The sequence below is a fragment of the Slackia sp. CM382 genome, from assembly GCF_000293015.1.
Taxonomy (GTDB): domain Bacteria; phylum Actinomycetota; class Coriobacteriia; order Coriobacteriales; family Eggerthellaceae; genus Slackia; species Slackia exigua.
The window spans coordinates 186,095-210,990 of the sequence record NZ_ALNO01000007.1 but is presented as its reverse complement, the minus strand read 5'-3'; the positions used below and the strand labels follow the sequence as shown (position 1 = coordinate 210,990).

The following is a 24,896-nucleotide window of genomic DNA, read 5'->3' as shown; positions in this document are numbered from 1 at the left end:
GCGGTGCGGAACGCCTCGAACCGCCTTCTGAAATGGGTGGGAATGCGCGAGTACGCGCGCCTATCGCCCGCCCGCCGCGGAGCCTCGGGCGTTTCCGGATGCGCCCGTGCGGGATCCGCCCGCGTCCTCTTCGGTTTCGTCGCCTTCGCCGGACGCCTCCGATCGGGCCGTCTGGTCGGCGGTCGCCCCCAAATAGCTTCTCGCCGAACCGACGATGCCGCCGTCGTTGGAGTTCTGCGCCTTGTCTTCGTAGGGAGGAAGCCCCGCGTCGACGCGGGTCATGAGCTTGCGCCATGCCGCAAGGTCGCAATACTGATACCAGATGCCGTCGATCTGCGCGCCGTAGGTCGGGTTCATGGCGGAATAGATGCCGTTGTCCATATCCATGCCGCGCATCGATTCGGCCACCTTGATGAGATCCTCCACCGACATGTCGGTGGTGATGTAGCCGGACATCGCGTTGATGGTCTCGGCCATGGTGGCCACGTCGGAGCTCAGCACCTTCTCGGCAATGGCGCCCATGACCAGGCGCTGGTTCGCCATGCGATAGAAATCTCCCGTCCCGTAGGAATCGTAAGCGTGGCGCGAGCGGCATAGGATGAGCGCCTGCTCGCCGTCGAGGGTCTGCTCGCCTGCGGAAAGCGAGCCTCCGGCGCGATCGTCGTCGATATCGATGGGAACGTCGACGTCGATGCCGCCGAGCGCGTCGACCGCCGCCTCGAAGCCGTCGAAGTCGACTTCCATATAGTGGGATATGGGCACGCCCGCGAATTCGGAGACCGTCGATACGACCAGGTCGGCACCGCCGTATGCAGCGGCCGCGTTGATCTTGTCGGCCCCGACGCCGTCGATGTTGACGTAGGTGTCGCGCTCGATGGAGACGAGCGTCGCCGTCTTCTGGCGCGGATCGACGCGCACGAGGATCATCGAGTCGCTGCGGAACTTGTCGTCGCCGGTGCTTTCGCGGTATTCGGAACGGTCGACGCCCATGACCAACATGTAGAACGGTTCTCCGGGGTCGGTCGAACCCTGTTCGCTCAGCGAATCCATCAGATCGTCGTCGACGCCCGCGCGAAGCTTCTGATTGATCGAATCGGTGTAGAGGTACAGCGCGACGGCCGCGATGGCGCCGACGAAGACCAGGGCGGCGATAACGATGCCGACGATGCGCGCGATGCGCCCGCGCTTCCTATCGGGCATGACGGAGCTCACATCGCTTACATACGCCCCGGAAGACGCCTGGCGGGAATCGAACTTCGAGGAATAGGACGCCGGCCTCACCGTCGATGCGGGAACGAAGCCCCCTGCGTTGCCCGAGGACCCGTGCTTGCCGCTCTTCTTCAATCCCATATAGGTACCGTTCGCGTCAGAGCAACCCCATGGGGGCTGCGAGGAGTGCATGCCGCGCGCGTGCGGCCGCGATTTCGGAAAGATCCGTCCGGGCGCACGCACGCGTCACAACATACCACGCGCGCCCGCGATGCTCCGCATGCGTAAACGTAACGTAGGGAATCTTTCAATATCACCAGACATCTTCGCCGCGAAGATATAATGGCGCGCAACCCTGACGATACGACCGCGGCCCGCCCGAGCCGTGCGTCATGCACCCGCTCGCGGGCACCGAGGAGCACACCATGCAAGAGCGTCCGTCCGTACACGATTCCCGCCGCGCCCATGCGCATGCATCGAAGCCGACGTCCGCAGGGTCGCATGCGCCTCGCCTGAGCGAGGACCGCACGCGCGTCCGCGCCGACGGCCCGGCGCGCTCCTCCCGTGCCTCCCGCCGGCCCACGCCTGCCCACGACCATGCGAGGACGCCGTCGCGGGCGACGGCGCGCAGCGGACGCGAAGGATACGTCCGCGCGTCGGTCAGCACGCCGCATTCCACCCATGAGAGCGCCCTGCGCCGGGAATTCCGCATCCGCAAGCTCTTCACGCGGGCGCTTCCCCTCGCCCTCGTGCTCATCGCCATCGTCGCGGGATTTTCGGCCTGGTCGGCGCACCGTCCGATCACGGTCACGATCAACGATGCGAAGGTCCAGCTCAAAGATGACAGAACCATCGATGCAGCCTTCGATCTGAGCGGCGTCAAGGTCAAGCCCGGCGACCTCGTGGATGTCGAGGGGAATGTGCTGACGGAAGGAGGCGGCACGCGCTACACCGCCACGGTCGACGGCGCGGCCGTCGACGATCCGGATCGCACGCTTAAGAACGGCGCCGTCGTCCAGGTATCCGACGGCACGAACGTCGAAGAGGATTCCACGATCGACGAGAACGCGGCGCTCCCGAGCAAGCGGGTCGCCAAGGGGTCGGGACCGCTGTGCGTCAAGCAGGACGGGCATGACGGCGTCGCATCCATCAAGACCGGCTCGGTTTCGGGCAAGCAGGTGGTCGAAGAGGTCAAGCAGGACCCGGTCGACACCACGTACCTGCGCTACTATCCCGAAGTCGGCAACGACAAGGTGATCGCGCTGACCTTCGACGACGGCCCGGTGGCCAAACAGACCGAGGAGCTGCTCGACGTGCTCGCCGACAACGGCGCGAAGGCCACGTTCTTCACCATCGGGGCGCAGATCACCGGAACGGCGGCCGACGACGTCGTGCGCGAAGAGAAGGACGGCCATCAGGTCGCCACCCACACCTGGGACCATGCGGCGGGAAGCGGGCAGGGCGTGAACCTCTCGTATATGACCGCCGACGAACAGCGCGACGAGATCACCAAGGGGCTTTCCGGCATCGCGGGCGCGCTCGGCCACGAGGTCTCGCCCGTGCTGCGCGCGCCAGGCGGCAATTTCCCCACCGACTCCGTCTGGGTCAACGTCGACGACCTCATCACCGCGCAGATCGGATGGAACATCGACACGATGGACTGGTCGCGCCCCGGCGTCGACCACATCGTCTCCCAGATCGAATCGGCGAGACCCGGCGACGTCATCCTCATGCACGACGGGGGCGGCGACCGCTCCCAGACCATCGAGGCGCTCAAGACGGCGCTGCCCTACCTCAAGGAACAGGGGTATCGCTTCATCACGATCGACGAGCTGCTCAAATATCCCCCCGCAGACGAGCCCGGAGCCAAGGTCGAGGACATCTCGTAAGGCAAACATGAAGAAACCGTGCGAGGCGGCGCGCCGTCCCCGTCGCCCGCCGCGCACGCGCCTATAATCCGAGCAACTCGAATACATGCGACGACAGGGCAATAGGAACGAATCCTTCTCCTGAAAGCAGGCGGTGAGCAAGCCTGCGTTGGACGGCTCCGAAACTCCCTCGAGCAGCGCGCTTGAACGCGCGTCGCGCCAGGAGCGATCCTCCTCGGCCGCGACGGGTCACTATGGCGGGCCGGCAGCCACCGTTATCGGCGTCCAGAGAGGCTTATGCTCCTGCTCGCATTCTTTTGAGGTTCGTCAAAAAGAGGGAAAGCGAGACACTGGAATGCAGCTTCGAAGCGACGCGATAAAGAAGGGCGTGGCGCGCGCGCCTCACCGCAGCCTTCTCAAGGCCGACGGACTCACCGACGAAGAGCTGGAGCGTCCGCTCATCGCCGTCATCTCGTCCCAGAACGAAATAATCCCCGGCCACCTGCATCTCAACACCATCGCCGAAGCCGTGAAGGCGGGCATCCGCATGGCAGGCGGCACGCCGCTGCAGGCCACCACGATCGGCGTATGCGACGGCATCGCGATGAACCACGAAGGCATGAAGTACTCACTCACGAGCCGCGAGGTCATCGCCGACAGCGTTGAGTGCGTCGTGAACGGGCACGCCTTCGACGGCATGGTCATCATCCCGTCCTGCGACAAGGTGGTCCCCGGCATGCTCATCGCGGCCTGCCGCATCAACATCCCCACCGTCATGATCTCGGGCGGCCCGATGCTCGCCGGCCACGACAGGCACGGATGCCAGACCGACCTGAATACTTTGTTCGATGCCGCAGGCCAGGTCACCGCCGGCACCATGACCGAGGAGGAGATGAATTACCTCGAGAACACCGCCTGCCCCACCTGCGGCAGCTGCTCGGGCATGTTCACCGCGAATTCCATCCAATGCCTCTCCGAGGCCCTGGGCATCGCGCTTCCCGGCAACGGCACCGTTCCCGCGGTCTATTCCGAGCGCATCCGCATGGCCAAGCGGGCCGGCATGAAGGTCATGGAGTTGCTCGAGAGGGACATCCGCCCGCGCGACCTGATCACGCCCGCATCCGTTCATAACGGCATGGTGCTCGACATGGCCTTCGGCGGTTCCACCAACACGATGCTCCACCTGACCGCCATCGCGCATGCGGCCGGCTGCCCCATCACGATGGACGACTGGGATCGCGTCTCGGATGTGACCCCGAACCTCACGCGCATCGCGCCCGCCGGGCCGCTGCATATCGAGGACCTCAACGCCGCGGGCGGCATCTCCGCCATCCTGGGCGAGCTCGGCCGCGCGGGACTCCTCGACGAGACGGCGCTCACGTGCCACGGCACGATGGCCGAATGGCTGGCCCAATGCCCGCCTGTCGACGGCGAGGTCGTACGCACCAAAGAGAACGCCTACATGCAGACCGGCGGCCTGAAAGTCATGCGCGGGAACATCGCGCCCGACTGCGGCGTCGTGAAGAAGTCGGCCGTCGACGAAGGCATGCGCAGGCATTCCGGACCGGCGCGCGTCTTCGATAGCGAGGATGCGGCCTGCGAGGCCATCTTCGGCGGCGCGATCAACCCCGGCGACGTCGTCGTCATCCGCTACGAAGGCCCCTCGGGCGGCCCCGGCATGCGCGAGATGCTCACCCCGACGAGCGCCATCTGCGGCATGGGGCTGGACACATCGGTCGCGCTCATCACCGACGGGCGCTTCTCCGGCGCCACCAAAGGCCCGGCCATCGGGCACGTAAGCCCCGAAGCCGCTGCGGGCGGCCCCATCGCCCTCATCCATGAAGGAGACATCATCGACATCGACATCGAGGCGGGCACGCTCGATGCGCGCATCTCCGACGAAGAGCTCGATCGCCGGCGCGCCGCGTGGCAGGCGCCGGCGCCGAAATACACGACGGGAGTCCTTTCCCGCTATGCAAAGCTTGTGACCAGCGCAGACAAGGGAGCATACCTCGCATGATGAATCTGACCGAAGAGCTCGAGCTCAAACGCGCCGCCGTCGCCGGCGCGCCGCTCGGACCCGGGACCGCGACCCCGTACGAGGGGAAGAAGATGACCGGCGCGCGCGCCATCGTCGCTTCCCTCGAGGCCGAGGGCGTCGACGTGATCTTCGGGTATCCCGGCGGCACCGTCATCAAGATCTACGACGCGCTCTACGATTCGCCCATCCGCCACATCCTCGCGCGCCACGAGCAGGGCGCGGCCCACATGGCCGACGGCTACGCGCGCGTGACCGGGCGCCCCGGCGTCTGCCTCGTGACGAGCGGGCCGGGCGCCACGAACGTCGTCACCGCCATCGCCACCGCCTATATGGACAGCGTGCCCATGGTCGTGATCACCGGCCAGGTGCAGCGCGCCGTCATCGGCACCGACGCGTTCCAGGAAGCCGACATCGTGGGCATCACGATGCCCGTCGTCAAGCACAGCTTCCTGCTGCAATCCACCGATGACTTGACCGCCACCGTGCGCGAGGCGTTCTACATCGCCTCCACCGGACGTCCCGGTCCCGTCCTCATCGACGTGCCGGCCGACATCTCCGGCTCCGAGATGGTCTTCCATTACCCAGGCGGCGTGAACCTGCCCAGCTACCGGCCGACCTACAAGGGCAACGCCAAGCAGATCCGCCAGGCCGTGAACGCGTTGAAGCGTTCCCGACGGCCGCTGCTCTACATCGGCGGCGGCGCCGTGCGCTCGCTTGCGGAGGCCGAAGTGCTCACGCTGGCCCATACCCAGCAGATCCCCGTGGTCACCACGCTCATGGGAAAGGGCGTCATAGAGGCCGACGACCCGCTGAACCTCGGCAACGTCGGCATGCACGGATCGAAGTACGCCAACAAGGCCATGAGCGAATGCGACCTGCTCATCTGCGTGGGCGCGCGCTTCTCCGACCGCGTGACCGGCAACCTGGCCACCTTCGCGCCGGACGCGACCGTCATCCATATCGACGTGGACCCGGCCGAGATCGGCAAGATCCGCGACCCGCAGATCCCCATCGTCGGCGATGCGCAGATCGTGCTCGCCGGCATCAACGAGCAGGCGGCGAAGGCGAAGCTCTGCGGCATCGGCAGCGCCTGGGCCGCGACGTGCGCCGCATGGCGCGATCGCTGGCCCCTGTACGGCGCGGGCATCGAGGCGCAGGAACAGCCCGGCACCATCGTCCCCGAGATCGCGATGAAGCACCTGTCCGACCGCCTCGACCAGGATGCGTCCGTCGTCGCCACCGACGTAGGGCAGCACCAGATGTGGGCGCTGCAGCACATCGATCGCAGCCACCCCGGTTCGTTTCTCACCTCAGGCGGCCTGGGCACGATGGGCTTCGGCCTGCCCGCCGCCATCGGCGCGCAGATCGCGGCCCCCGATTGCACGGTCGTGCTCGTCACGGGCGACGGAAGCTTCCAGATGTGCAGCCAGGAAATGGCCACCGCGGCCATCCAGAAGACGCCGGTCAAGGTCATGATCTTCGACAACCGCGCGCTCGGCATGGTGCACCAGTGGCAGAAGCTCTTCTACGACGGCCGCTTCAGCGAGACCGTGCTCGATCCGGTGCCCGATTTCGTGAAGCTTGCGGACGCCTACGGCTGGCAGGCCGCGCGCGTGTCCGATCCATCGAAGATCGACGGCGCCATCGACGAGATGCTCGCCGCTGACGGCCCGTTTTTGCTGGACGTGGCCATCTCCGAAAACCAGAACGTCTTCCCGATGGTCCCTGCCGGCGGAAACCTCGCTCGCCCGATCGGCGTCATCGATATGACGCGCGGAGGCGTGCGCGTCGACGATGCCGGCGCAGACGAGGAAGGAGGCCGGGAATGAACCACATCCTCTCGGTTCTCGTAGAGAACAAGCCCAGCGTGCTTTCGCGCGTGACCGGGCTCATCTCGCGCCGCGGCTTCAACATCGAGTCGCTGACCGTCGCCCCGACCGAAGACGCGACGATGTCGCGCATGACCATCATCGTCAAGGCCGATGCCGTGGCGTTCGAGCAGCTGACCAAGCAGCTTCACAAGCTCATCAGCGTGTATAAGATCGCCGATCTCACCGAGGGCGATGCCATCCAACGCGAGCTCGCGCTGTTCAAGGTATCGGTCGCGCCGGAGAAGCGCCACGAGATCATCGAGATCGCCAACGTCTTCCGCGCCAATATCCTGGATGTCGGACGCGCGTCGATGACGGTCGAGGCGACGGGCGACGAAAGCAAGCTCTCAGCGATGGAGGACCTGTTCCGCGCCTACGGGATCAAGCAGCTGACGCGCACCGGCAAGATCGCCATCAACCGCGGCACCCACGATTGATCAACCCGGTGCCGGCCGCCCCGCGCTCCGCGCCGTCGACGAACGTCGATGCGCGCTGAAGCGCGATGCCGGGCATCCGGAGCATGAGAGAACCTTACGGCCAGGTAAAGGCCCTGCATACGAAAGCGATTCCCGCCGCCGTTCGCGGCCCGCGGTTTGAGCATAGGACGTGTCGGTCAAGACTAAGGAGAAAGAAATGGCTGTCACCATCTTGTACGAACAGGACGTCGATCCCAAAGTCATACAGGGTCTCAAAGTCGGCATCATCGGCTACGGCTCCCAGGGCCATGCCCATGCGCTGAACCTCATGGATTCGGGCGTCGACGTGCGCGTCGGCCTGCGCGAAGGATCCTCGTCCTGGAAGACCGCCGAAGAGGCCGGCCTGAAGGTCACCGACATGGACACCGCGGCCGAAGAAGCCGACGTCATCATGGTCCTCGTCCCCGACGAGATCCAGCCGAAGGTCTACCAGGAGCACATCGCCGCGCACCTGAAGGCAGGCAACACGCTCGCCTTCGCCCATGGCTTCAACATCCACTACGGCTACATCGTGCCGCCCGAGGACGTCAACGTCATCATGTGCGCCCCCAAGGGCCCGGGCCATATCGTCCGCCGTCAGTTCACCGAAGGTTCTGGCGTGCCCGACCTGGCCTGCGTCCAGCAGGATGCCACCGGCAACGCCTGGGATATCGTCCTGTCCTACTGCTGGGGCGTCGGCGGGGCCCGTTCCGGCATCATCAAGGCGACCTTCGCCGAGGAGACCGAGGAAGACCTCTTCGGCGAGCAGGCCGTGCTCTGCGGCGGCCTGGTGGAGCTGGTCAAGGCCGGCTTCGAGACCCTGACCGAGGCAGGGTATCCGCCCGAGCTGGCGTACTTCGAGTGCTATCACGAGATGAAGATGATCGTCGACCTCATGTACGAGAGCGGCATCCACTTCATGAACTACTCGATCTCCAACACCGCCGAATACGGCGAGTACTACGCCGGCCCGAAGGTCATCAACGAGCAGTCCCGCGAGGCCATGAAGGAGATCCTGAAGCGCATTCAGGACGGCTCCTTCGCCCAGGAATTCGTCGACGATTGCAACAACGGCCATAAGCGCCTGCTCGAGCAGCGCGAGGCGATCGATACGCACCCCATCGAGACCACCGGCGCCCAGATCCGCAGCATGTTCTCCTGGATCAAGAAGGAAGACTAGCCTCTCGGCATCCATGCGTGCGCATGCCCGGCTCCAGCCGGTGCATCGCCGACCCTGAACGGCCCGCCTCGCGCGGGCCGTTTTCGTATGTAAGGACCTCGGATGCTGGCACGACTCGGCGCGAAGAGGAAGAACCCCCGCGCGCCGGCACAGCTCGGCGCGCAAAAGGGCCGAACGGCCGGCGTCGATGAGGCATGCGCATGCTATGCGTCCGACGGCAACGGTGGATACGGGAGCGGGACGCGATCGAAACGATGCCGCGCTCCACATCACTCGACGCTCTTGAGGCTTTCGACCATGTCGATCCCATCGAGCTTGCGCTTCATGAAGGCGCTCACGATGCCGGCGAACGCCATCGTGAGCACGAAGGCGAGCACGAAGCTTGCAGCATGGATGTCGCGCCCGAACATGACCGCATCCACCTCGGCCGTCGCGACGACGAACCCTTCGAGCCAGATGCCCAGCGCAAGGCCTACGGCCGACCCGATCGCGGCGATGATGAGCGTCTCGCGGTAGATATAGGCGTTGACCTCGTGCGGCGTGAACCCGAGCACCTTGAGCGTCGCCACCTCGCGCATGCGCTCCTCGATGTTGATATTCGTCAGGTTGTAGATCACGACAAACGCCAGGAGCGCCGCCGCCACGATGAGCACGACGACCACGGCGTTCACCGATTGGAGCGCCGTCTCGTAGTATTCGATCGTGTCGTCGATCGAGCCGACGGTGTTCACGCCGTCGATGGCCTGGATGGCTGCGCTCGCGTCCTTGAGCGCCTCGCCCGACGCATCGGCCTCCTGCGCATAGATCGTCGTGAACGCGGGATCCTTACCGAATACCTCCCGGTAGTACGCAGGGCTCATGTACGCCGGCAGCCACACGTATCCCTCGGATGCGCCGCCTACCGTGACGTCGAAGCCGTCGCCCACGGCGTTGCCGGTCTCGTCCTCTTCGAAGAGCCGGACCGTATCCCCCGCGCGCACGCCCAGGATGGACGCGAGCTTCTCGCCGAGTATGGCCGAGCCATCCCCCAAAGGCAGAGGACGGGCACCCACGCGCTCGCGCAGCGTCAGGTATTCCGATTCGAATTCGTCCACGTCCTGCGGAACGACGAGGGAGACGCGGTGGTCGGCGCCGTCTGAGGTCTTCGCGATCAGGGTTTCCGTGTGCGCAGCGGTATGCGATGTGAAGACGTCGGCGTCGTCGAGCAGCGCCTCGAGCCGCTCCGACGATTCGTCCGAGATATCCTCGTCCACCGTGATGGTCGTCTGGTAGTGCGAGATGGGGCCGAATTCCTTCGCGATGATGTCGTTGATCGAATCGTGCAGGCCGAAGCCCGTGAGCAGCAGCGCCGTGCATCCCGCGATGCCTGCGCACGCCATGAGGAAGCGTCGCTTGTACCTGAAGATATTGCGCGCCGTCACCTTCCAGAGAAACGACATCCGCCGCCACAAAGGCGGGATGCGCTCGATCAGGATGCGCTTGCCGGCCCGAGGCGCGCGCGGCAGCATAAGCGCGGCCGGAGTCTCGACAAGCGTCGAGCGGACGACGAGCCCCGTGGCCGCAAGCGTGATGCCGACGCAGAGCACGCCCGATAGAAGCGCGATGCCGGGATCGATCGGGGTCGGCATGACCGGCATGTCGTAGACGACCGCGTACGCCTTCATGATGAACCACGGAAGGAAGCGTCCGAGCGCCGCGATGCCGACGGCGCTGCCCACGCCTGCCGCAAGCACGGCATAGACCAGGTATTTCGACGCTATCGTGCTCTGAGCGTATCCGAGCGCCTTGAGCGTGCCGACGTATCCGCGCTCGTCTTCGACCATGCGCGTCATGGTGGTGAGGGACACCAGCGCAGCCACCAGGAAGAACATCAGAGGGAAGACCTGCGCGATATGATCGACGCGATCGGCGTCGGATGTGAAGCTCGCGGCACCCGTGTTCTTCGAGCGATCGAGCACGTAGACATCGGGCACGGCCATCGCGTCCAGATCCGCCTGCGACCGATCGATCGCCTCGCGCGCCTCGGCAAGCTCCCGCTCGCCTTCCGCCCGCCGATCCTCAAGGCCGGCCGCGCCTTCGTCGTGATTCTCCAGCATGAAGGCGAGGGTGTTCGCCAAGCTCTTGGACCGGTATTCCTCGTCTTCGAGCGTATCGCGCGCCGCATCGATATCGGCCTGCGCCTTCGCGCGAAAGCGCTCCAGGCGCGCCTCGGCGACGCCGCCCGCATCCTCTTCGATGCAGTGCGCGACCTCGTCGACCGCCTGGTCGTACGCATCGGAACAGGCGTCAAGATCGCGCGCGCCTTCGACGGAAACGCGCACGTCGGCATAGGGAAGCCCTTCGGCGAAGGCTCCGTCGGGAACGTAGAGGTATTCATCGACCAGGCCGCGCCCGAGCGACGACGAGCCGAACGCGCCCGTATACACATAGGATGGCGAGCGCACGAAGCCGGTCACGGTGTATTCCGTCTCCGAGAACACGTCGTCGACATCCTTGGCGGCGCCGGTCACGCGGATCGTGTCGCCGATGCGCGGCTCGGAATCGAGCGTCGCGCTTTCCGCCAGCACGCATTCGTTCGGCGACGCAGGCCATGAGCCCTCGACGAGGATGGGACGGTCGAGATAGGACGCATCGTCCGACAGCGCCCGGACCCCGCCCGTCGTGTCCGACGCTTCGGCCGCATCGACGTCGAGACCCGTCACACGTGCGACATAGGGGCGTTCGTCCACATCGATCACCGCATCGGCCTCATGCACGGGCATGACCGCCTCCACGCCCTCGATATCGGCGATCCGATCCACGGCTTCGTCGTCCCAGCCGATCGAGCTCACGACGCGCAGATCGTGCATGTTCGTCGCATCGAAGTAGATATCCACGGCCTGCTTCATGTCAGGCGCGGTCATGCGGAGCCCGGCATAGAAGCCCGCACCGAGCGCGGCGATCACGGCGATGGCGACGAACCTGCCCGCGCCATGCGAGATCGATCGAATGAATTCCGTGAGAAACGCGCGGGACATGGCGTTGCCGCTACCATTCGATGGTGCTGGCGGGCTGCGGATGCTCGTTCGTCTCGACGGCGGCCGCATACCCTCCCCTGACGTGAATGACGCGATCCGCGACGCCTGCAAAGGCGGTATTGTGCGTGACCAAGACCACCGTGCAGCCCATGCGCTCGCATGCGTTCTGCAGGAGCTCGAGGATCGCCTTGCCGGTCTTGTAGTCGAGCGCGCCGGTCGGCTCATCGCAGAGCAGAAGCTTCGGACGCTTCGCCAAGGCGCGCGCGATGGCCACGCGCTGCTGCTCGCCTCCGGACAGCTGCGACGGGAAATTGTCCATGCGGGCGGCAAGCCCCACGAGTGCAAGAGCCTCGTCGGCCGGCAGCGGATCCTTGCAGATCTGGCTTGCGAGCTCGACGTTCTCGAGCGCCGTCAGATTCTGCACGAGGTTGTAGAACTGGAAGACGAAGCCGATGTCGAAGCGACGGTAGGCGATGAGCGCGCTCTCGTCGAAGGCGCTTACGAGGCGCCCGTCGAGCAGGATATCGCCCGACGTGGGAGAATCCATGCCGCCAAGCATGTTGAGCAGCGTCGTCTTCCCCGATCCGCTCGGCCCGACGACGACCGCGAGCTCGCCGGCCTCGATCGAAAACGACATGCCGTCGAGCGCGGCCACGTCAACCTCGCCCATCCGATAGACCTTTGTGACGTCGTGGAACTCGACGAATGCCATGGCGCGCTCCGATTCTTGAAGAGGGACCGCCATTATACCGTGCGCCGCGCTCCCATCCCGCCCGCCGGGGCGGAAGGACGGCTTGGCAAGGAACTGCGTATCGCGGGCCGGCACAGCCGCCGTGCGCGCTCCGAAGCCCTGCATGCGGCCGGCTTACGTGCCGCTTACCAGAGCCCCATCTGCTGCGGTTCGTATTCGACGAGCATCTCCCCCACGGTGATCTCGGTCTCGAAGGATTCCCACGACTTCACCGGTGCGACGAACGCGCTGCCGTTCTGCTCGAAGACGATGGCGCCGCCGACCAGACCGATGCAGCGGCCGCCGATGACGTCGTCGGGTTCGCCGTCGGGCACCTGCACGAGCGCCGGGCATGCCACGCCCTCGCCGAAATAGTAGGGCGTCAGGTCAAGGTAGCCGCCTTCAGGCTCGATACCCAGAAGCGCGCAGCGCCGCTTGAGCGATTCGATGGCCTCATGCGGATTGAAATACTCGGATAGAAGCTTCACCTTGGCGGACAGGCGCATCGACTCGAACGTGTCGGCACGGGCGCAGAGGTCGGCTTCCAGGCTGCGCGCATCATCGGCGTTCTCGAAGCGCTTGAGGATCGCGCAGACGCGTGCGCCCTGCTCGAGCAAACGGTCGATGCCGCGCGTCTCGGACGAGATGCCGACCTTCAGATGCTGGGGCGAGAAGTAGGCCATGTACACGAAATGCGGCGTCTTGTTATAGGCGCGCTGCTGCGGCGATATGGTGCTTGCATTGTAGAACGCCGGGTCGAACCCGGTGAGCTCCTGGCAATGCGGGCACATGTTCATGTCCTTCTGATCGGGGTTAAGCAGCAGCTCGGCGGACAGCTCGCAGGCGGCGGACCTATACGAGATCAAGTCGAACGACCCGGTGCAGTACCGGTGCGGCAGACGGCGCAGCGAAAACGTGCGGCCGAGGATGGGCATGCGGTGCTGGGTCTTTCCGAAGACGTCGTTGAATTCCAGATACGGCCCGCGCGCGTCGAAGCCAAGGTTGGACAGAATCAGCGTGCGGTCGGCTGCGATACGCGGCATTCCGCCTCCTTCGTGCGAAAATCGTGTGCAGAAACATGCGGGGGCGACGCCTGAGCGCAGGCATCACCCCCCCCTCGAAACGAATCCGGAACCCGCGGCACCGGCCGTGCGGTTACGCGACGACCAGCGGCGCCGGCGTCGCATAGGTGCGCGACGCGTATTCCTGGTCGAGATCGTAGAGCGCCTTGGCGTCGCCGCCGAAGAGCTTCATGCGGGTGATCATGTCGTCGGCATTCGCCTCCTCTTCGAGCTGCTCGTCGACGAACCACTTGAGGAAGTTGATCGTACGGTAATCCTTGACGTCTTCGGCGGCGGCATAGATGCCGTTGATGAGCGCGGTGACGTACTTCTCATGCGTGAGCGCGGCGGTAAGCGGCGCGAGATAATCTTCGAAGGCGCATTCGGGCTCGGCAATGGCGGTCAGCGTGATCTTCTCGCCGTTGTCGTGCATGTAGTTGCGGAAGATAAGGGCATGGTCGCGCTCTTCCTTCGCTTGGATCATGTAGTAGTTGGCGTAGCCCTTAAGACCGGCCTCCTCGTAATAATCGGCAAACGAAAGGTACAGGTAAGCGCTGTAGAATTCTGCGTTTATCTGCTCGTTTATAAGCTTTGCGACCTTCGCGTCCATGATGCGTCCTTCCCCGGCCCCCACGGCCGACGCTCGAAACCTCTCATAGCTCGGATTATATCGCGCACGCACGAAGGCGGCGGTTTTCCGAGGTGAAAGACACGCGACCGATACATCGGATTCTCCATGGATACCTCGTGGACGAACCCGAGGCTCAGGTATGCTTGACCGATGAAGAAAACGCATGACAAAGCCGCGGCTTCGGCAGACGCGGCCGACCTCCTCTACGAACGCTTCGAAGGCCGCATCCGCGCGCGCTTCGCCGATCCCGACGTTGCACGCGACGTGGTCACGCTCGGCGGCATGACCGAAATCTACTGCGCCGACCATCATCCTGAAAGCATGCGCGTGCCGTACCGAGGCCTTTCGACGGACATGGGGCTCTATCCCGCACGCAGGATTCCTCGGCTCTGCCCCGCATGCGCGGCCCACCTACGCTATGGCGAGGCGCGACGCGCGCTCTGCACGAGAGAGCCCCGGCCTTCATGCAAGACCTGCGCCGTCCACTGCTACACGCCCGAAGAGCGCGCCTGGCAGCAAGAGTCGATGGCCTACGCGGGACCGCGCGCCATCTTCCGCGGCCAGGCACGAAACGCGATTCGCCACCTTCTTCAGACGCGCCGTTCGTAAGGACCTTGCGCGATGCCCGGTGCGCACGCATTGTTCGGCGCATGCTCCATGCACGCCCTGCGCGCGTCCCGCCGCATGCGGCGCACGCACGCGATATCCATGCACGTCGGCGTTCGAAACACCTTGGATGGAAAGCCTCGCGTGCGACGCGCTAGTCGTGGATACGCTCCCCCCGGTACCGGGCGATGGCCGCCACGTCCTTGTCTCCGCGGCCGGAAACCGTCACGATGACGATCTGATCCTTCCTCATCGTCGGCACAAGCGTGCGCGCGTAGGCGATCGCATGCGAGCTTTCGATCGCCGGAATGATGCCCTCGGTGCGCGACAGATACTCGAACGCATCGACCGCCTCGTCGTCGGTGACGGGCACATAGCGCGCTCGTCCCGCATCGTGCAACGCCGCATGCTCGGGGCCGACGCCCGGATAGTCGAGTCCGGCCGATATCGAGTAGACCGGCGCGATGCCTCCCTGATCGTCCTGGCAGAAATAGGTTCTCATGCCATGATAGACGGCAGGAGCGCCCGCCGTGAGCGTGGCTGCCGTATCGGGCGTATCCGCTCCGTGGCCCGCCCCCTCGCACCCGATAAGCTCCACGCCCTCGTCCTCGATGAAGTGGTAGAACGAGCCGATCGCGTTCGATCCACCGCCGATGCAGGCGATGACCGCATCGGGAAGGCGGCCTTCGCGCAAGAGGATCTGCTCCCTGCTCTCGGCGGAGATCACGGCCTGGAAATCCCTTACCATCTCAGGGAACGGGTGAGGCCCCACGCACGAGCCGACGACGTAGTGAGTGTCGTCAAGGCAGGAAGCCCATGCGGCGAAGGCCTCGGAAACCGCATCCTGCAGCGTCCCCGTACCGCTTGTCACGCCGCAAACCTCGGCACCGAGCAGGCGCATGCGGTACACGTTGAGCGCCTGGCGATCCATGTCCTTGACGCCCATATAGACGGTGCATGCGAGACCGAGCAGCGCGGCGCAGGTCGCCGTCGCCACGCCATGCTGGCCGGCGCCGGTCTCGGCGATGACGCGCGTCTTGCCCATGCGCTTGGCGAGCAGGCACTGGCCGAGCGCGTTGTTGATTTTGTGCGCACCGGTATGGTTCAGATCCTCGCGCTTGAGATAGACCTTCGCCCCGCCCAGATCCTCGGTCATGCGCCGAGCATAGAAAAGACGCGAGGGACGCCCCGCGTACTCATCGAGCAGCGTCGAGAGCTCCGCGCGGAATGTCGGGTCGTTTTTTGCCCGACCGTATGCTTCTTCAAGCTCGCGCAGCGCATCCATCAGCGTCTCGGGGACGTACTGTCCGCCGTATGCGCCGAAGAATCCCCGTTCGTCGATCGCCGCGTTCGTCATCGCACCCATCATGGTCGTTCCTCCTTGTCCCCGTCTGGAAAACCCAAACGGCTCGTCTTCGTCAAGGAACGAAAAAGCCCGTCCTCGACTGCCGTATGCGTCAAGGACGGGTTCGAAGACCCGCGGTGCCACCTTGATTCACGACCCGACCGGGCCGTGCCCTTTGCGGAATGCCGTCACATCCCCGGCAACTGACGTATGCCTTCACGTCGCAGCCTACTCGATCGCTCTTTCGGTGCGCCCTCCGCGGCCCATTCGATGGGCAGCATCTCGACCCGGATCCCACCGCCCCGGATTCTCTTCGCGCGCTTGGACATCTACTTTCCGCGTCACAGGTTTCGGTATTTCATTGGCGAGCATGATGCATCCGGCGTGTGCGAAATGCAAGCGGTTTTTCTCCATCCATCCGAAATTTCCGCGGGACGGCGCCGCGACGCATTAGACTTGACGTTCATACGCAGCGAAACGCGCGATAAGGCGGTGATCCATGTACAACCAGCGGATGCATGCGCTCGGAAGCGAGCCGAGCGCCATTCGAGAGCTTTTCGCCTACGGCCTTGCCCGCAAAGCCGAGATCGGATCCGACAAGGTATTCGACTTCAGCTTGGGCAATCCGTCGATCCCCGCGCCGGCCGCCGTGGGCGGCGCCATCGCCGACATCGCGGAGCTGCCCCCTCAGGACGTGCACGGGTATACGCCCGCCCAGGGGCTGCCCGCTGCGCGCGATGCGATCGCCCGCGTGCTCAACCGTCGCCATGCGACCTCCTACGGCCCCGAAGATCTGCATCTCACCTGCGGAGCCGCGGCTTCGCTCAGCATCTGCATCACCGCGCTTGCGAACCCGGGCGACGAATTCATCGTGATATCCCCGTACTTCCCCGAATACCGCGTATGGATCGAGCACGCGGGATGCTCCTGCATCGAGGTGCCGGCGCGTGCGGACGACTTCCAGCTCGACGTGCCCGCCATCGCGGGCGCGATCACCGGGCGCACGGCGGGCGTCATCGTCAATTCGCCCAACAACCCGGTCGGGTCGGTCTACCCGAAAGGCGACCTTGAGGCTCTGGCCGATGAACTGCGCGCGGCCCAGAAACGCACAGGGCGAGACGTCTACCTGCTTGCCGACGAGCCGTACCGCGAAATCGTCTACGACGGGCTCGAAGTCCCCTGGGTGCCGAGCATCTATGAGAACACGCTGGTCTGCTATTCGTATTCCAAATCGCTCAGCTTGCCGGGCGAGCGCATCGGCTACATCCTGGTGCCGCCGGCCGTCGCCTGCGCGCGCGACGTCTACGCCGCCATTGCAGGCGCCGGACGCGCGCTCGGATTCGTCTGCGCCCCGGCGTTGCTCCAGCGCGTGATCGAGCGCTGCGCCGACGAGCCGAGCGACGTCGAGGCGTACCGGAGGAATCGCAATGCCCTCTATGCGGGACTGACCGCCCTCGGCTACGAATGCGTCGAACCCCAAGGCGCCTTCTACCTATGGGTGCGCGCGCTCGAGGACGACGCCGAGGCCTTCGCGCTGCGGGCCCGCGCGCACGAGCTGCTCATCGTGCCGTCCGACAGCTTCGGGGCGAAGGGCTGGGTGCGCATCGGCTACTGCGTCGCGCCCGAGGTCATCGCAGGTTCCATGTCCGCCTTCGCGGAACTCATGGCGGAGTATCGGGACTAGAGGCCGCCTGCAGCGCGCCCGTCTGACGTGCCTTGCCGCCTCGACATCCCTTAATACCGGATGCGCGGCCGGAACTTTCGCCTACAACGTGCCCGCTTGACGTGCCGCCTCCACCTCGGCGAGCGCCTCATCAGGCGAAAACGCACACGTGCCGTCCCCCGTCTTCACGATGTCGATCGCATCCCCGGCCTTCACCGTGCCGCCGCGCAGCACCACGCCGAAGATACCTTCGCGCGGGAAGATGCAATCGCCGGCCATGTAGTAGATGGCACAGCGCGTGTGACACACCTTGCCGATCTGGCTGATTTCCACCAGGACCTCGTCGCCGATGGCAAGCTGTGTGCCTATGGGAAGGTCCATGCAGTTCAAGTTGTCCGTGGTGAAATTCTCGGCGAAGTCGCCGATGGTCACATCGAGACCCGCAGCCTGGGCGCGCTCGATGGATTCGTACGCGAGGAACGACACCTGCCGATGCCAGTCGCCCGCATGTGCGTCACCCGCGACGCCGAACTGCTCACGCACTTCGACCTGCGCATTCGAATCGAGCGGCGTTTTGCGTTGCCCTTTGCGCTTCGATATGTTGATGGAGCGCACGCGCGCCTGCGCTCCTTGCGCCGCCGCAACAGCTTCGGCACGCTCGAACGGCATGCCCCCGAATATCCGCTGCGCATCGCGGGTAACGGCCTCGTCGAGCGCGTCGTCCGTCTTCGTGTCAACGGCGCCGTCGGACACGACGACGCATTCATTATTCGCCACGATTTCCCCCTTTGATACCGCGCCCCACGCGGTTAGAGCGCGCTTCGATGCGGCATCGGGCCGCGCACCGTCCGAACCGCGCTTCGATGCGGCGCCGAATCGCGCGACCGCCGCGCATTCCGGCGCATTGCCGCCCGCATTCCCGGCGCATTACCGCCGCCCAATGCTAGCACAACGAAGGCGCGGTGAATCGCTACTCCTGCACCTTCATTGCAAGCGAGAGCGGCACGCGACGGATGCGGCGTACATGCAGGAATGCCACCACCGTATAGACCGCGATTCCGAGCGCTATCTCCCCGAGGAAGCTCGAAAGCGGAACGTACGCCTGCATATAGCCTCCGTACGATGACATGGCCACGCTCAGAATGCCTCCGAGCGACGCGATGATCAGCGGCAACGCTAAGATTATCGAGACGACCACGGTGACCGAAATGGAGCGCACGTAGAGACGGTCGATTTCCCGGTCTTCGTACCCGAACACCTTCATGTACGAGATGGCCCGCGCGCTTCGGTCGATCACGGTCTTGGTCAGCAGATACATCAAAACGAGATAGATGGGAACGGCGACGAAGCCGATCACGCGCGCGATCGAACCCATCGAATTCTGCATCTGGTCGGCTATGGCGTCCATGGATTCAGGCGTGACCTCGGTCGCAAGATACCGCGGGTTCAAATCGAGCGCCGCATCGGATGCGTAGGCATTGAAGTAGTCGGCATCCTCCCCGAACAGCTCGTTGCACGCATCGATAGACATATACATCGACGTATCGGTAATCGAATCGTTCACCTCGTCGACATGGAGCGTATGGGTCTTGCCGCTGTACTTGTCCGTGAAATCATGGTCCTCCCCGGCAGCGACGCCGCATTTGCGCGCCAATCCGCCGCCTACGACCACGCGGCCATCCGACACATCCACGCCGGTCCAATACCTCGAATGCTCGGGAATACCGTAGACCGAGACGTCTTCATTGGAATCAGAGAAGTTCCTCGGCGTTTGAAGAGACTCGATCGTCACCTTCTCGGCCTGAGCTACGGCATCCGAATCGTTTTCGCACGTATTCACGGCATGCGCATCCCGGTCGACTGTCTGGGCTTGAAGCATCATAGAGAGCAGCCGCTCAGGCGCGATGCTCGTCAGGTCTTTGGTAGTGGCTAGGGTCTCGGCCGCCTCGTACGCTTCGCGCTGCGAAGCCGTTCCATCGAGTTCGAGCGGAGCTTTCAGGCCGTAGATATGATTCGCGGGAATGTCCGCCGCGCGCGATTCGGCGTAATGCGTCATCGTCGGTATCAGACAGAACGCAAAGACCAGGAGCAGGCTTCCGAAGCATATGCCGAAGAACAGCGTCAGGAAATGCGACCAGTTGCGCAGGAACACACGCAGGCGGAAGCGCGTGACGAATCCCAGAGCATCGGGAAGGCGCACGCCGCCGCGCGCCGCATGCCCAAGCTCGTGGCGAAGGAACTGCAGAGGCGTGAGGCGAAGGCGCGCGAGCAGGCCGATAATCGTAATGCCCACAAGCACCGCGAAGGGAACGACGGTCGTCATGACGAACACGCGCGTGCTCCACGATGCTACGTAGGGCGGAAGATTGTAGCTGTTGTAGTACAGGCCCTTCATCGGATCGGAGAGCAGAACGCGTCCGATCAGGTTGCCCATCGCGCAGCCGAGCAGGCCCACCGCAACGGGAAGCACGAGGTAGTGGCGGAGAATCTCGCGTTTGCGATACCCGCTCGCCAGCAGCGTGCCGATAATCGCGCTCTCCGATTCGATCGTCGCGTTCGTGAGCACCACGAAGACGAACCCCATGATCACGATAAGCATGACCAGCAAGACCTGCCACATGACCTGGTCGCCTTTGACGTCGTCGGCCGCGTAGGTGATACCCTGGTTCGCATCCTTGTCCACAAGGTCCGTCACGACGGCCCCGTGGTCGGCGAGGGTCTCTGCGACATCCTCCTCGAAGCTCACGCGGTCGGGAAGCGACATGTCGCGGTCGTCGAGCACGAACGAATAGGTGAAGATGGAGCCTCCGGCGACCAAATCGTCATATGCTTCAGGCGTGACCTGGGCGTACGCAAGCGTAAGCTCGTTGAATACCAGGTCGCTGTTGTTCATGAACGACGCGACGTCGTCGGGCAGCGTCATGATGCCCGAGATTACGAGGCTCTTTCCCGCCACCTTCACCTCGTCTCCGACGGACAGGCCGTTGTTGGCACAGAACGCCCGGTCAAGCGCAATTTCGTCGCTCGACGCAGGAGCCTCGCCTTCGGCATAGACGGCAAGGTTCACATCGGTTCGATTCTTGATCAGACGCACGGTCAGCTCGTCGTCGGAAGTCGGAACGAAAAGCGGAAGGTCGCACGAGAAACTCGGATACACGGTGCAGCCGAGCTCCTCTACCGCGGCAAGCGTCGCGTCGTCGGCCTCGAAGGCCGTGGCGAATCGTCCGTCCTCGACGTGATACGTTTCGGGCACCTCTTCGGTAATCTTCTGGATGCTCGATGCAGCAACGAGAAATCCCGAGGTCATCGCGATGGCGATGCCCATGAGCAGGAAGATGCCGAGGTATTTTCCCAGATTGTTCCGCAGTTCGCGCGGAAGGCGCTTATTCAAGGGCGAGTGCATGCGACCCCTCCTACCAGACGAGGTCGGATGCGGGGATCGGCATATCGTTGATCTCGTTTTCAACCAGCTCGCCATCGCGCAGGCGCAGAATCCGATGCGCCATGCGCTTGATGGCGTCGTTATGCGTGACGATGACGATCGTGCATCCGTACTCGCGATTCACCTGTTCGAAGAGGGCGAGGATTTCTTTGGAGGTCTTGTAGTCGAGCGCGCCGGTCGGCTCGTCGCAGAGCAGCAGGCCGGGCGCCTTGACGAGCGCGCGCCCGATGGCGCAGCGCTGCTGCTGACCGCCCGAAATCTGGTTCGGGAACTTATGCCGATGCTCCCACAACCCGAGCGACTTCAGCAAATCGCCCATCGGGAGAGGATGGTCGCTCAGGAACTGGCAGACCTCGATATTCTCCTGCACCGTCAAATCGGGCACGAGATTGTAGAACTGGAAGACGAAGCCGAGCTCTCGTCTGCGGTATTCCACGAGATCGCGATCCGAAAGATCCGTAAGCTCGGTCCCGCCCACGCGAATCGATCCGCCGTCGGCCGGCTCGAGCCCGCCGATCAGATTCAGAAACGTCGATTTGCCCGAACCCGAGGGCCCGAGCAGCACGCAGGTCTCGCCCTGCATGACGTCGGCGGTGATGCCTTTCAAAACCTGAGTCAGCGTATCGCCTGACCCGTAATGTTTCCGGAGTCCTTTGACAGACAGATACGGCTGCGCGGCCATCGGCGCCTTCTTTCCGAAAAGGGCGCGTCACGGAACATGGAACGCGCCCGGAATGCATGCATGTGTTCGCAAGGAACTTTAGCACACATCCCGAGCGCGTTAGTCTCAGGTAACGGTAGCGCTCGAACAGCCTACATGCGCTGCGGAGCAGAGATGCCCATGATGCCGAGCGCAATCTCGAGCACGATGCGCGTCGCATCGGCCAGCGCGAGGCGCGCCTGCTTGAGCGCTTCGTCCTCGGCCTTGAGCACCGGGCAGTTCGTATAGAACTGATGGAACATGCCGGCGAGCTCCTGAGCGTAATGCGTCAGGCGGAACGGGGCGCGATCGCGGGCGGCCAGCGCCACCAGGTCGCCGAATTCGCTCATCTTGCGCATGAGCGCGAGCTCGGATTCTTCGGTGAGCAGCGACAGATCGACGTCGGCCGGAATGCATTCGGAGGCGACGGCGGACATGTCCAGGTTGTCTTCGCCCGAATGGCCGGCGGCGTTGCGCAGGAGCGAGCAGATGCGCGCATGTGCGTACTGCACGTAGTAGACCGGGTTGGACGCGTCTTGCTTCTTGGCCTCTTCGATGTCGAAGTCGATCGGCTGGTCGGTCGAGCGCTCGAGCATCTTCCAACGCGTGGCGTCGACGCCCACCTCTTCGATGAGCTCTTCGAAGGTGATCATCTCGCCCGTGCGCTTGGACATGCGGACCGGCTTGCCGCCGCGGAACAGGTTGACGAGCTGGCCCAGAGGAACCTCGAGGGCCCCCGGATAGCCCATGGCGGCCAGAACGGCGGCGACGCGGGGGATGTAGCCGTGATGGTCGGCGCCCCAGATATCGATGAGCTTGTCGTAGCCGCGAAGCTTCTTGATGTAGTGGTATCCCACATCGGATGCGAAATAGGTGTATTCGCCGTCGCTCTTGATGACGACGCGGTCCTTCTCGTCGCCGTATTTGGAGGAGCGGAACCACACCGCGCCGTCCTTGTCGTAGACATCGCCGTTCTCGCGCAGCTTGGACAGGCAGTAGTCGACCGGCGACATGCCGTCCCATTTCTCATTCGGCACGTAGAGCTCGCGCTCGGACTGCCAGTACTGGAACACGGTGCCGAATTCGTCGCAGACCTTGCGGATGTTCTCGAGAAGGGCGGCATAGCCGAACTCGCGGAACTCGACCATGCGCTCGTGCTCGTCGGCATTCACCCAGCGATCGCCGTCGCGCTCGATGAGCGCTCGGGCGATGTCGTTGACGTAGCCGCCGTTGTAGCCGCCCTCGGGGACCTCGGTCTCATGCCCGAGCTGCGTCAGGTAGCGTGCGACGATGGACTGGCCGAACTTGTCCATCTGAACGCCATGGTCGTTGATGTAGAACTCTTCATCGACCTCGTAGCCGGCATGCTGCATGAGCTTGGCCATGGCGGAGCCGAGCGCGGCCCAGCGGCCGTGGCCCACGTGCATGGGGCCCGTCGGGTTGGACGAGATGTATTCGATCAGCACCTTGCGCATGCCTTCGGGAATCTCGCCCTTGCCGTAGTCGGCGCCTTGGGCGCGCACGTCGGCGATGACGTTCTGGAGCGCCCCGTCCTTCAGATAGAAGTTGATGAAGCCGGGCCCCGCGATCTCGACCTGCTCGACGAAATCGGCCTCGGGCAGCGCATCGACGATCGTCTGGGCGATCTCGCGCGGGTTCTTATGAGCGGCTTTGGCGCAGCGCAGCGCGACAGGCGTGGACCAATCGCCGTGTCCGACATCGCGAGGGCGTTCGAGGAGGATCTCAGGAACCTCTTCGAGCTGGATGGCGCCCGAGGCAATGGATGCACTCAGGGCAGACTGGACGAGCTTACCCAAATCCTCACGTGGTTGCATGGTCGATCCCTTTCGCAGACAGGTGGAAGGAGAGGCACCGCCGAGGTTGCGGAATGCGGCATCCTTCCTCGTAAACCGTTGCATTGTAGCATACGGAATTCGCCTATCCGCAGCTCCAAGCCCCTTACACAAAGTACGCCCCACGCACGCCCGCACAGGCTATTATGGGTTGAGGATAATTCATGCGCCACGCGGCGCAGGAAGGGGGACGCATGATCGACTTCGGCGAGGAATGGCGCCGCGGGCAGAAGCTGCGAAACGCCACGGACAGCGCCGACGCATGGTCGGCCCGCGCGAAGCGCTTCGACAACACCGACAAGAAGAGCGCCTATGCGGATGCCTTCCTCGAACGTGCGTGCATCGACCCCGGGGCGGCGGTGCTCGACATGGGCTGCGGCACCGGCGCCGTGTCGCTGCCGCTCGCAAGGCTCGGCCATCGGGTATGCGCGGCCGACTTCAGCGAAGGCATGCTGGAGGTGCTGAACGCGAAGGCTGCATCCATCGATGCTCCTCTTCGTCCCCGGACCGTGCGCATGGCATGGGAAGACGACTGGGACGATTTCGGCATGGGCGAAGATGCCGTGGATGTCGCCGTGGCGTCGCGATCGCTCAGCACGCCCGATCTGGAAGCCGCGCTGTGCAAGCTCGACCGCGTCGCCCGCACCCGCTGCTGCATCACCGTCGCCACAGGCGCGTCGCCCAAGCTCGATGAGAACCTGCTCGCGGAAATCGGCGTGAGGCCCCGAAGCATGCATACGCATGCATTCGCCGTCGGGATACTTTCCGCGGCCGGGCGCGAGCCCGTCCTGTCCTACATCCATTCGCAGCGCCGCGACACCTTCGCCACGCGCGACGAGGCATTCGCGAAGTTCTCGGGCATGATCGACGGCAGCGGGGCCTGTTTCGCCGAAGGCGAGCGCGAAGCCGCCGAACGCAGGCTCGATGCTTGGATCGAACGGCACCTGGTCGCCAACGAGACCGCGGGGCGCCCCGATAGCAAGGGCATGCCCCAGAAAGCCTTCCGCCTCGACGCGCCACGCGATGTGGCCTGGGCATTCATCTCATGGAGCACACACGGCCCCTGGCTTCTCGACACGCATCGGGAACAAGAGGCCTTGCGCTCGACGGAAAGGCCGGCGGCCGGAGCGGCCGCACAGGATCGCCTCGGCGATTGAAATCCGCATATGCGGTCGTCGCGCCATCGAGTCGCAGGCGGCGATCGCGCGCAGCATACGATTCGCA

The 24,896-nt window shown here is 64.3% G+C and carries 18 protein-coding genes; 8 read left to right on the top strand and 10 right to left on the bottom strand.

Going from position 1 to position 24,896, the window contains the following annotated elements:
• Positions 1–60: 60 nt before the first annotated feature.
• Entirely contained in the window at positions 61–1,350 is a 1,290-nt protein-coding gene (locus HMPREF1155_RS03625; RefSeq protein ID WP_006362203.1) for an LCP family protein, read from the bottom strand.
• A 284-nt stretch (positions 1,351–1,634) separates the two neighbouring features.
• On the opposite strand from HMPREF1155_RS03625, the gene HMPREF1155_RS03620 reads away from it, so the two are divergent.
• The 5 genes from HMPREF1155_RS03620 to ilvC all read left to right on the top strand — a co-directional run bounded on the left by HMPREF1155_RS03620 (position 1,635) and on the right by ilvC (position 8,624).
• Positions 1,635–3,098 carry a polysaccharide deacetylase family protein gene (locus HMPREF1155_RS03620; protein WP_009077486.1) on the top strand — a complete coding sequence of 488 codons (1,464 nt, stop codon included), beginning with the start codon at positions 1,635–1,637 and terminating at the stop codon, positions 3,096–3,098.
• A 334-nt stretch (positions 3,099–3,432) separates the two neighbouring features.
• Positions 3,433–5,097: a dihydroxy-acid dehydratase gene (gene ilvD / locus HMPREF1155_RS03615; protein WP_009077501.1), complete on the top strand. Its 1,665-nt coding sequence runs from the start codon at positions 3,433–3,435 to the stop codon at positions 5,095–5,097.
• Positions 5,094–6,947 carry a biosynthetic-type acetolactate synthase large subunit gene (ilvB, locus tag HMPREF1155_RS03610; RefSeq protein ID WP_009077407.1) on the top strand — a complete coding sequence of 618 codons (1,854 nt, stop codon included), beginning with the start codon at positions 5,094–5,096 and terminating at the stop codon, positions 6,945–6,947. The genes ilvD and ilvB overlap by 4 nt, the downstream gene beginning before the upstream one ends.
• The gene (gene ilvN, locus HMPREF1155_RS03605; RefSeq protein ID WP_006362209.1) at positions 6,944–7,426 is read left to right on the top strand and encodes an acetolactate synthase small subunit; all 483 of its coding nucleotides are present in this window, start codon (positions 6,944–6,946) and stop codon (positions 7,424–7,426) included. Before ilvB ends, ilvN begins: the two co-directional genes overlap by 4 nt.
• Positions 7,427–7,622: 196 nt before the next feature.
• A complete protein-coding gene (gene ilvC / locus HMPREF1155_RS03600; protein ID WP_009077216.1) occupies positions 7,623–8,624 on the top strand; it encodes a ketol-acid reductoisomerase in 1,002 nt (333 codons plus the stop codon).
• 269 nt (positions 8,625–8,893) lie between these two features.
• Here the strand turns inward: ilvC and HMPREF1155_RS03595 are convergent, their stop codons facing one another.
• The 4 genes from HMPREF1155_RS03595 to HMPREF1155_RS03580 all read right to left on the bottom strand — a co-directional run bounded on the left by HMPREF1155_RS03595 (position 8,894) and on the right by HMPREF1155_RS03580 (position 14,042).
• Positions 8,894–11,641 (bottom strand): FtsX-like permease family protein, encoded by a 2,748-nt coding sequence (locus HMPREF1155_RS03595; RefSeq protein ID WP_009077265.1) that lies wholly within the window; start codon positions 11,639–11,641, stop codon positions 8,894–8,896.
• Between the two features lie 10 nt (positions 11,642–11,651).
• Positions 11,652–12,353, bottom strand: coding sequence for an ABC transporter ATP-binding protein (locus HMPREF1155_RS03590; protein WP_039993326.1), 702 nt, complete (start codon positions 12,351–12,353; stop codon positions 11,652–11,654).
• Positions 12,354–12,517: 164 nt separating this feature from the next.
• A complete protein-coding gene (locus HMPREF1155_RS03585; RefSeq protein ID WP_006362214.1) occupies positions 12,518–13,414 on the bottom strand; it encodes a DUF2797 domain-containing protein in 897 nt (298 codons plus the stop codon).
• Positions 13,415–13,526: 112 nt separating this feature from the next.
• Positions 13,527–14,042: a ferritin gene (locus tag HMPREF1155_RS03580; RefSeq protein ID WP_006362215.1), complete on the bottom strand. Its 516-nt coding sequence runs from the start codon at positions 14,040–14,042 to the stop codon at positions 13,527–13,529.
• Positions 14,043–14,213: 171 nt separating this feature from the next.
• On the opposite strand from HMPREF1155_RS03580, the gene HMPREF1155_RS03575 reads away from it, so the two are divergent.
• Complete coding sequence (locus tag HMPREF1155_RS03575; RefSeq protein WP_009077123.1) at positions 14,214–14,672, top strand: nitrous oxide-stimulated promoter family protein; 459 nt, start codon at positions 14,214–14,216, stop codon at positions 14,670–14,672.
• A gap of 151 nt (positions 14,673–14,823) precedes the next feature.
• Here the strand turns inward: HMPREF1155_RS03575 and trpB are convergent, their stop codons facing one another.
• Positions 14,824–16,038 carry a tryptophan synthase subunit beta gene (gene trpB / locus HMPREF1155_RS03570; protein ID WP_009077400.1) on the bottom strand — a complete coding sequence of 405 codons (1,215 nt, stop codon included), beginning with the start codon at positions 16,036–16,038 and terminating at the stop codon, positions 14,824–14,826.
• A 475-nt stretch (positions 16,039–16,513) separates the two neighbouring features.
• On the opposite strand from trpB, the gene HMPREF1155_RS03565 reads away from it, so the two are divergent.
• The gene (locus tag HMPREF1155_RS03565) at positions 16,514–17,698 is read left to right on the top strand and encodes a pyridoxal phosphate-dependent aminotransferase (protein WP_009077092.1); all 1,185 of its coding nucleotides are present in this window, start codon (positions 16,514–16,516) and stop codon (positions 17,696–17,698) included.
• An 81-nt stretch (positions 17,699–17,779) separates the two neighbouring features.
• On the opposite strand, the gene HMPREF1155_RS03560 is transcribed toward HMPREF1155_RS03565, so the two are convergent.
• The 4 genes from HMPREF1155_RS03560 to argS all read right to left on the bottom strand — a co-directional run bounded on the left by HMPREF1155_RS03560 (position 17,780) and on the right by argS (position 23,654).
• Positions 17,780–18,454, bottom strand: a complete 675-nt coding sequence (locus HMPREF1155_RS03560; RefSeq protein ID WP_009077388.1) for an MOSC domain-containing protein — start codon at positions 18,452–18,454, stop codon at positions 17,780–17,782.
• A 193-nt stretch (positions 18,455–18,647) separates the two neighbouring features.
• The gene (locus tag HMPREF1155_RS03555; protein WP_009077460.1) at positions 18,648–21,080 is read right to left on the bottom strand and encodes an ABC transporter permease; all 2,433 of its coding nucleotides are present in this window, start codon (positions 21,078–21,080) and stop codon (positions 18,648–18,650) included.
• A 10-nt stretch (positions 21,081–21,090) separates the two neighbouring features.
• Positions 21,091–21,801 carry an ABC transporter ATP-binding protein gene (locus HMPREF1155_RS03550; protein ID WP_006362222.1) on the bottom strand — a complete coding sequence of 237 codons (711 nt, stop codon included), beginning with the start codon at positions 21,799–21,801 and terminating at the stop codon, positions 21,091–21,093.
• 131 nt (positions 21,802–21,932) lie between these two features.
• On the bottom strand, positions 21,933–23,654 hold the full coding sequence (gene argS / locus HMPREF1155_RS03545; protein ID WP_009077503.1) for an arginine--tRNA ligase: 1,722 nt from the start codon (positions 23,652–23,654) through the stop codon (positions 21,933–21,935).
• A 212-nt stretch (positions 23,655–23,866) separates the two neighbouring features.
• Here argS and HMPREF1155_RS03540 point away from each other — a divergent pair, with 212 nt between their 5' ends.
• Positions 23,867–24,829: a class I SAM-dependent methyltransferase gene (locus HMPREF1155_RS03540; protein WP_009077198.1), complete on the top strand. Its 963-nt coding sequence runs from the start codon at positions 23,867–23,869 to the stop codon at positions 24,827–24,829.
• The last annotated feature ends 67 nt before the right edge of the window (positions 24,830–24,896 follow it).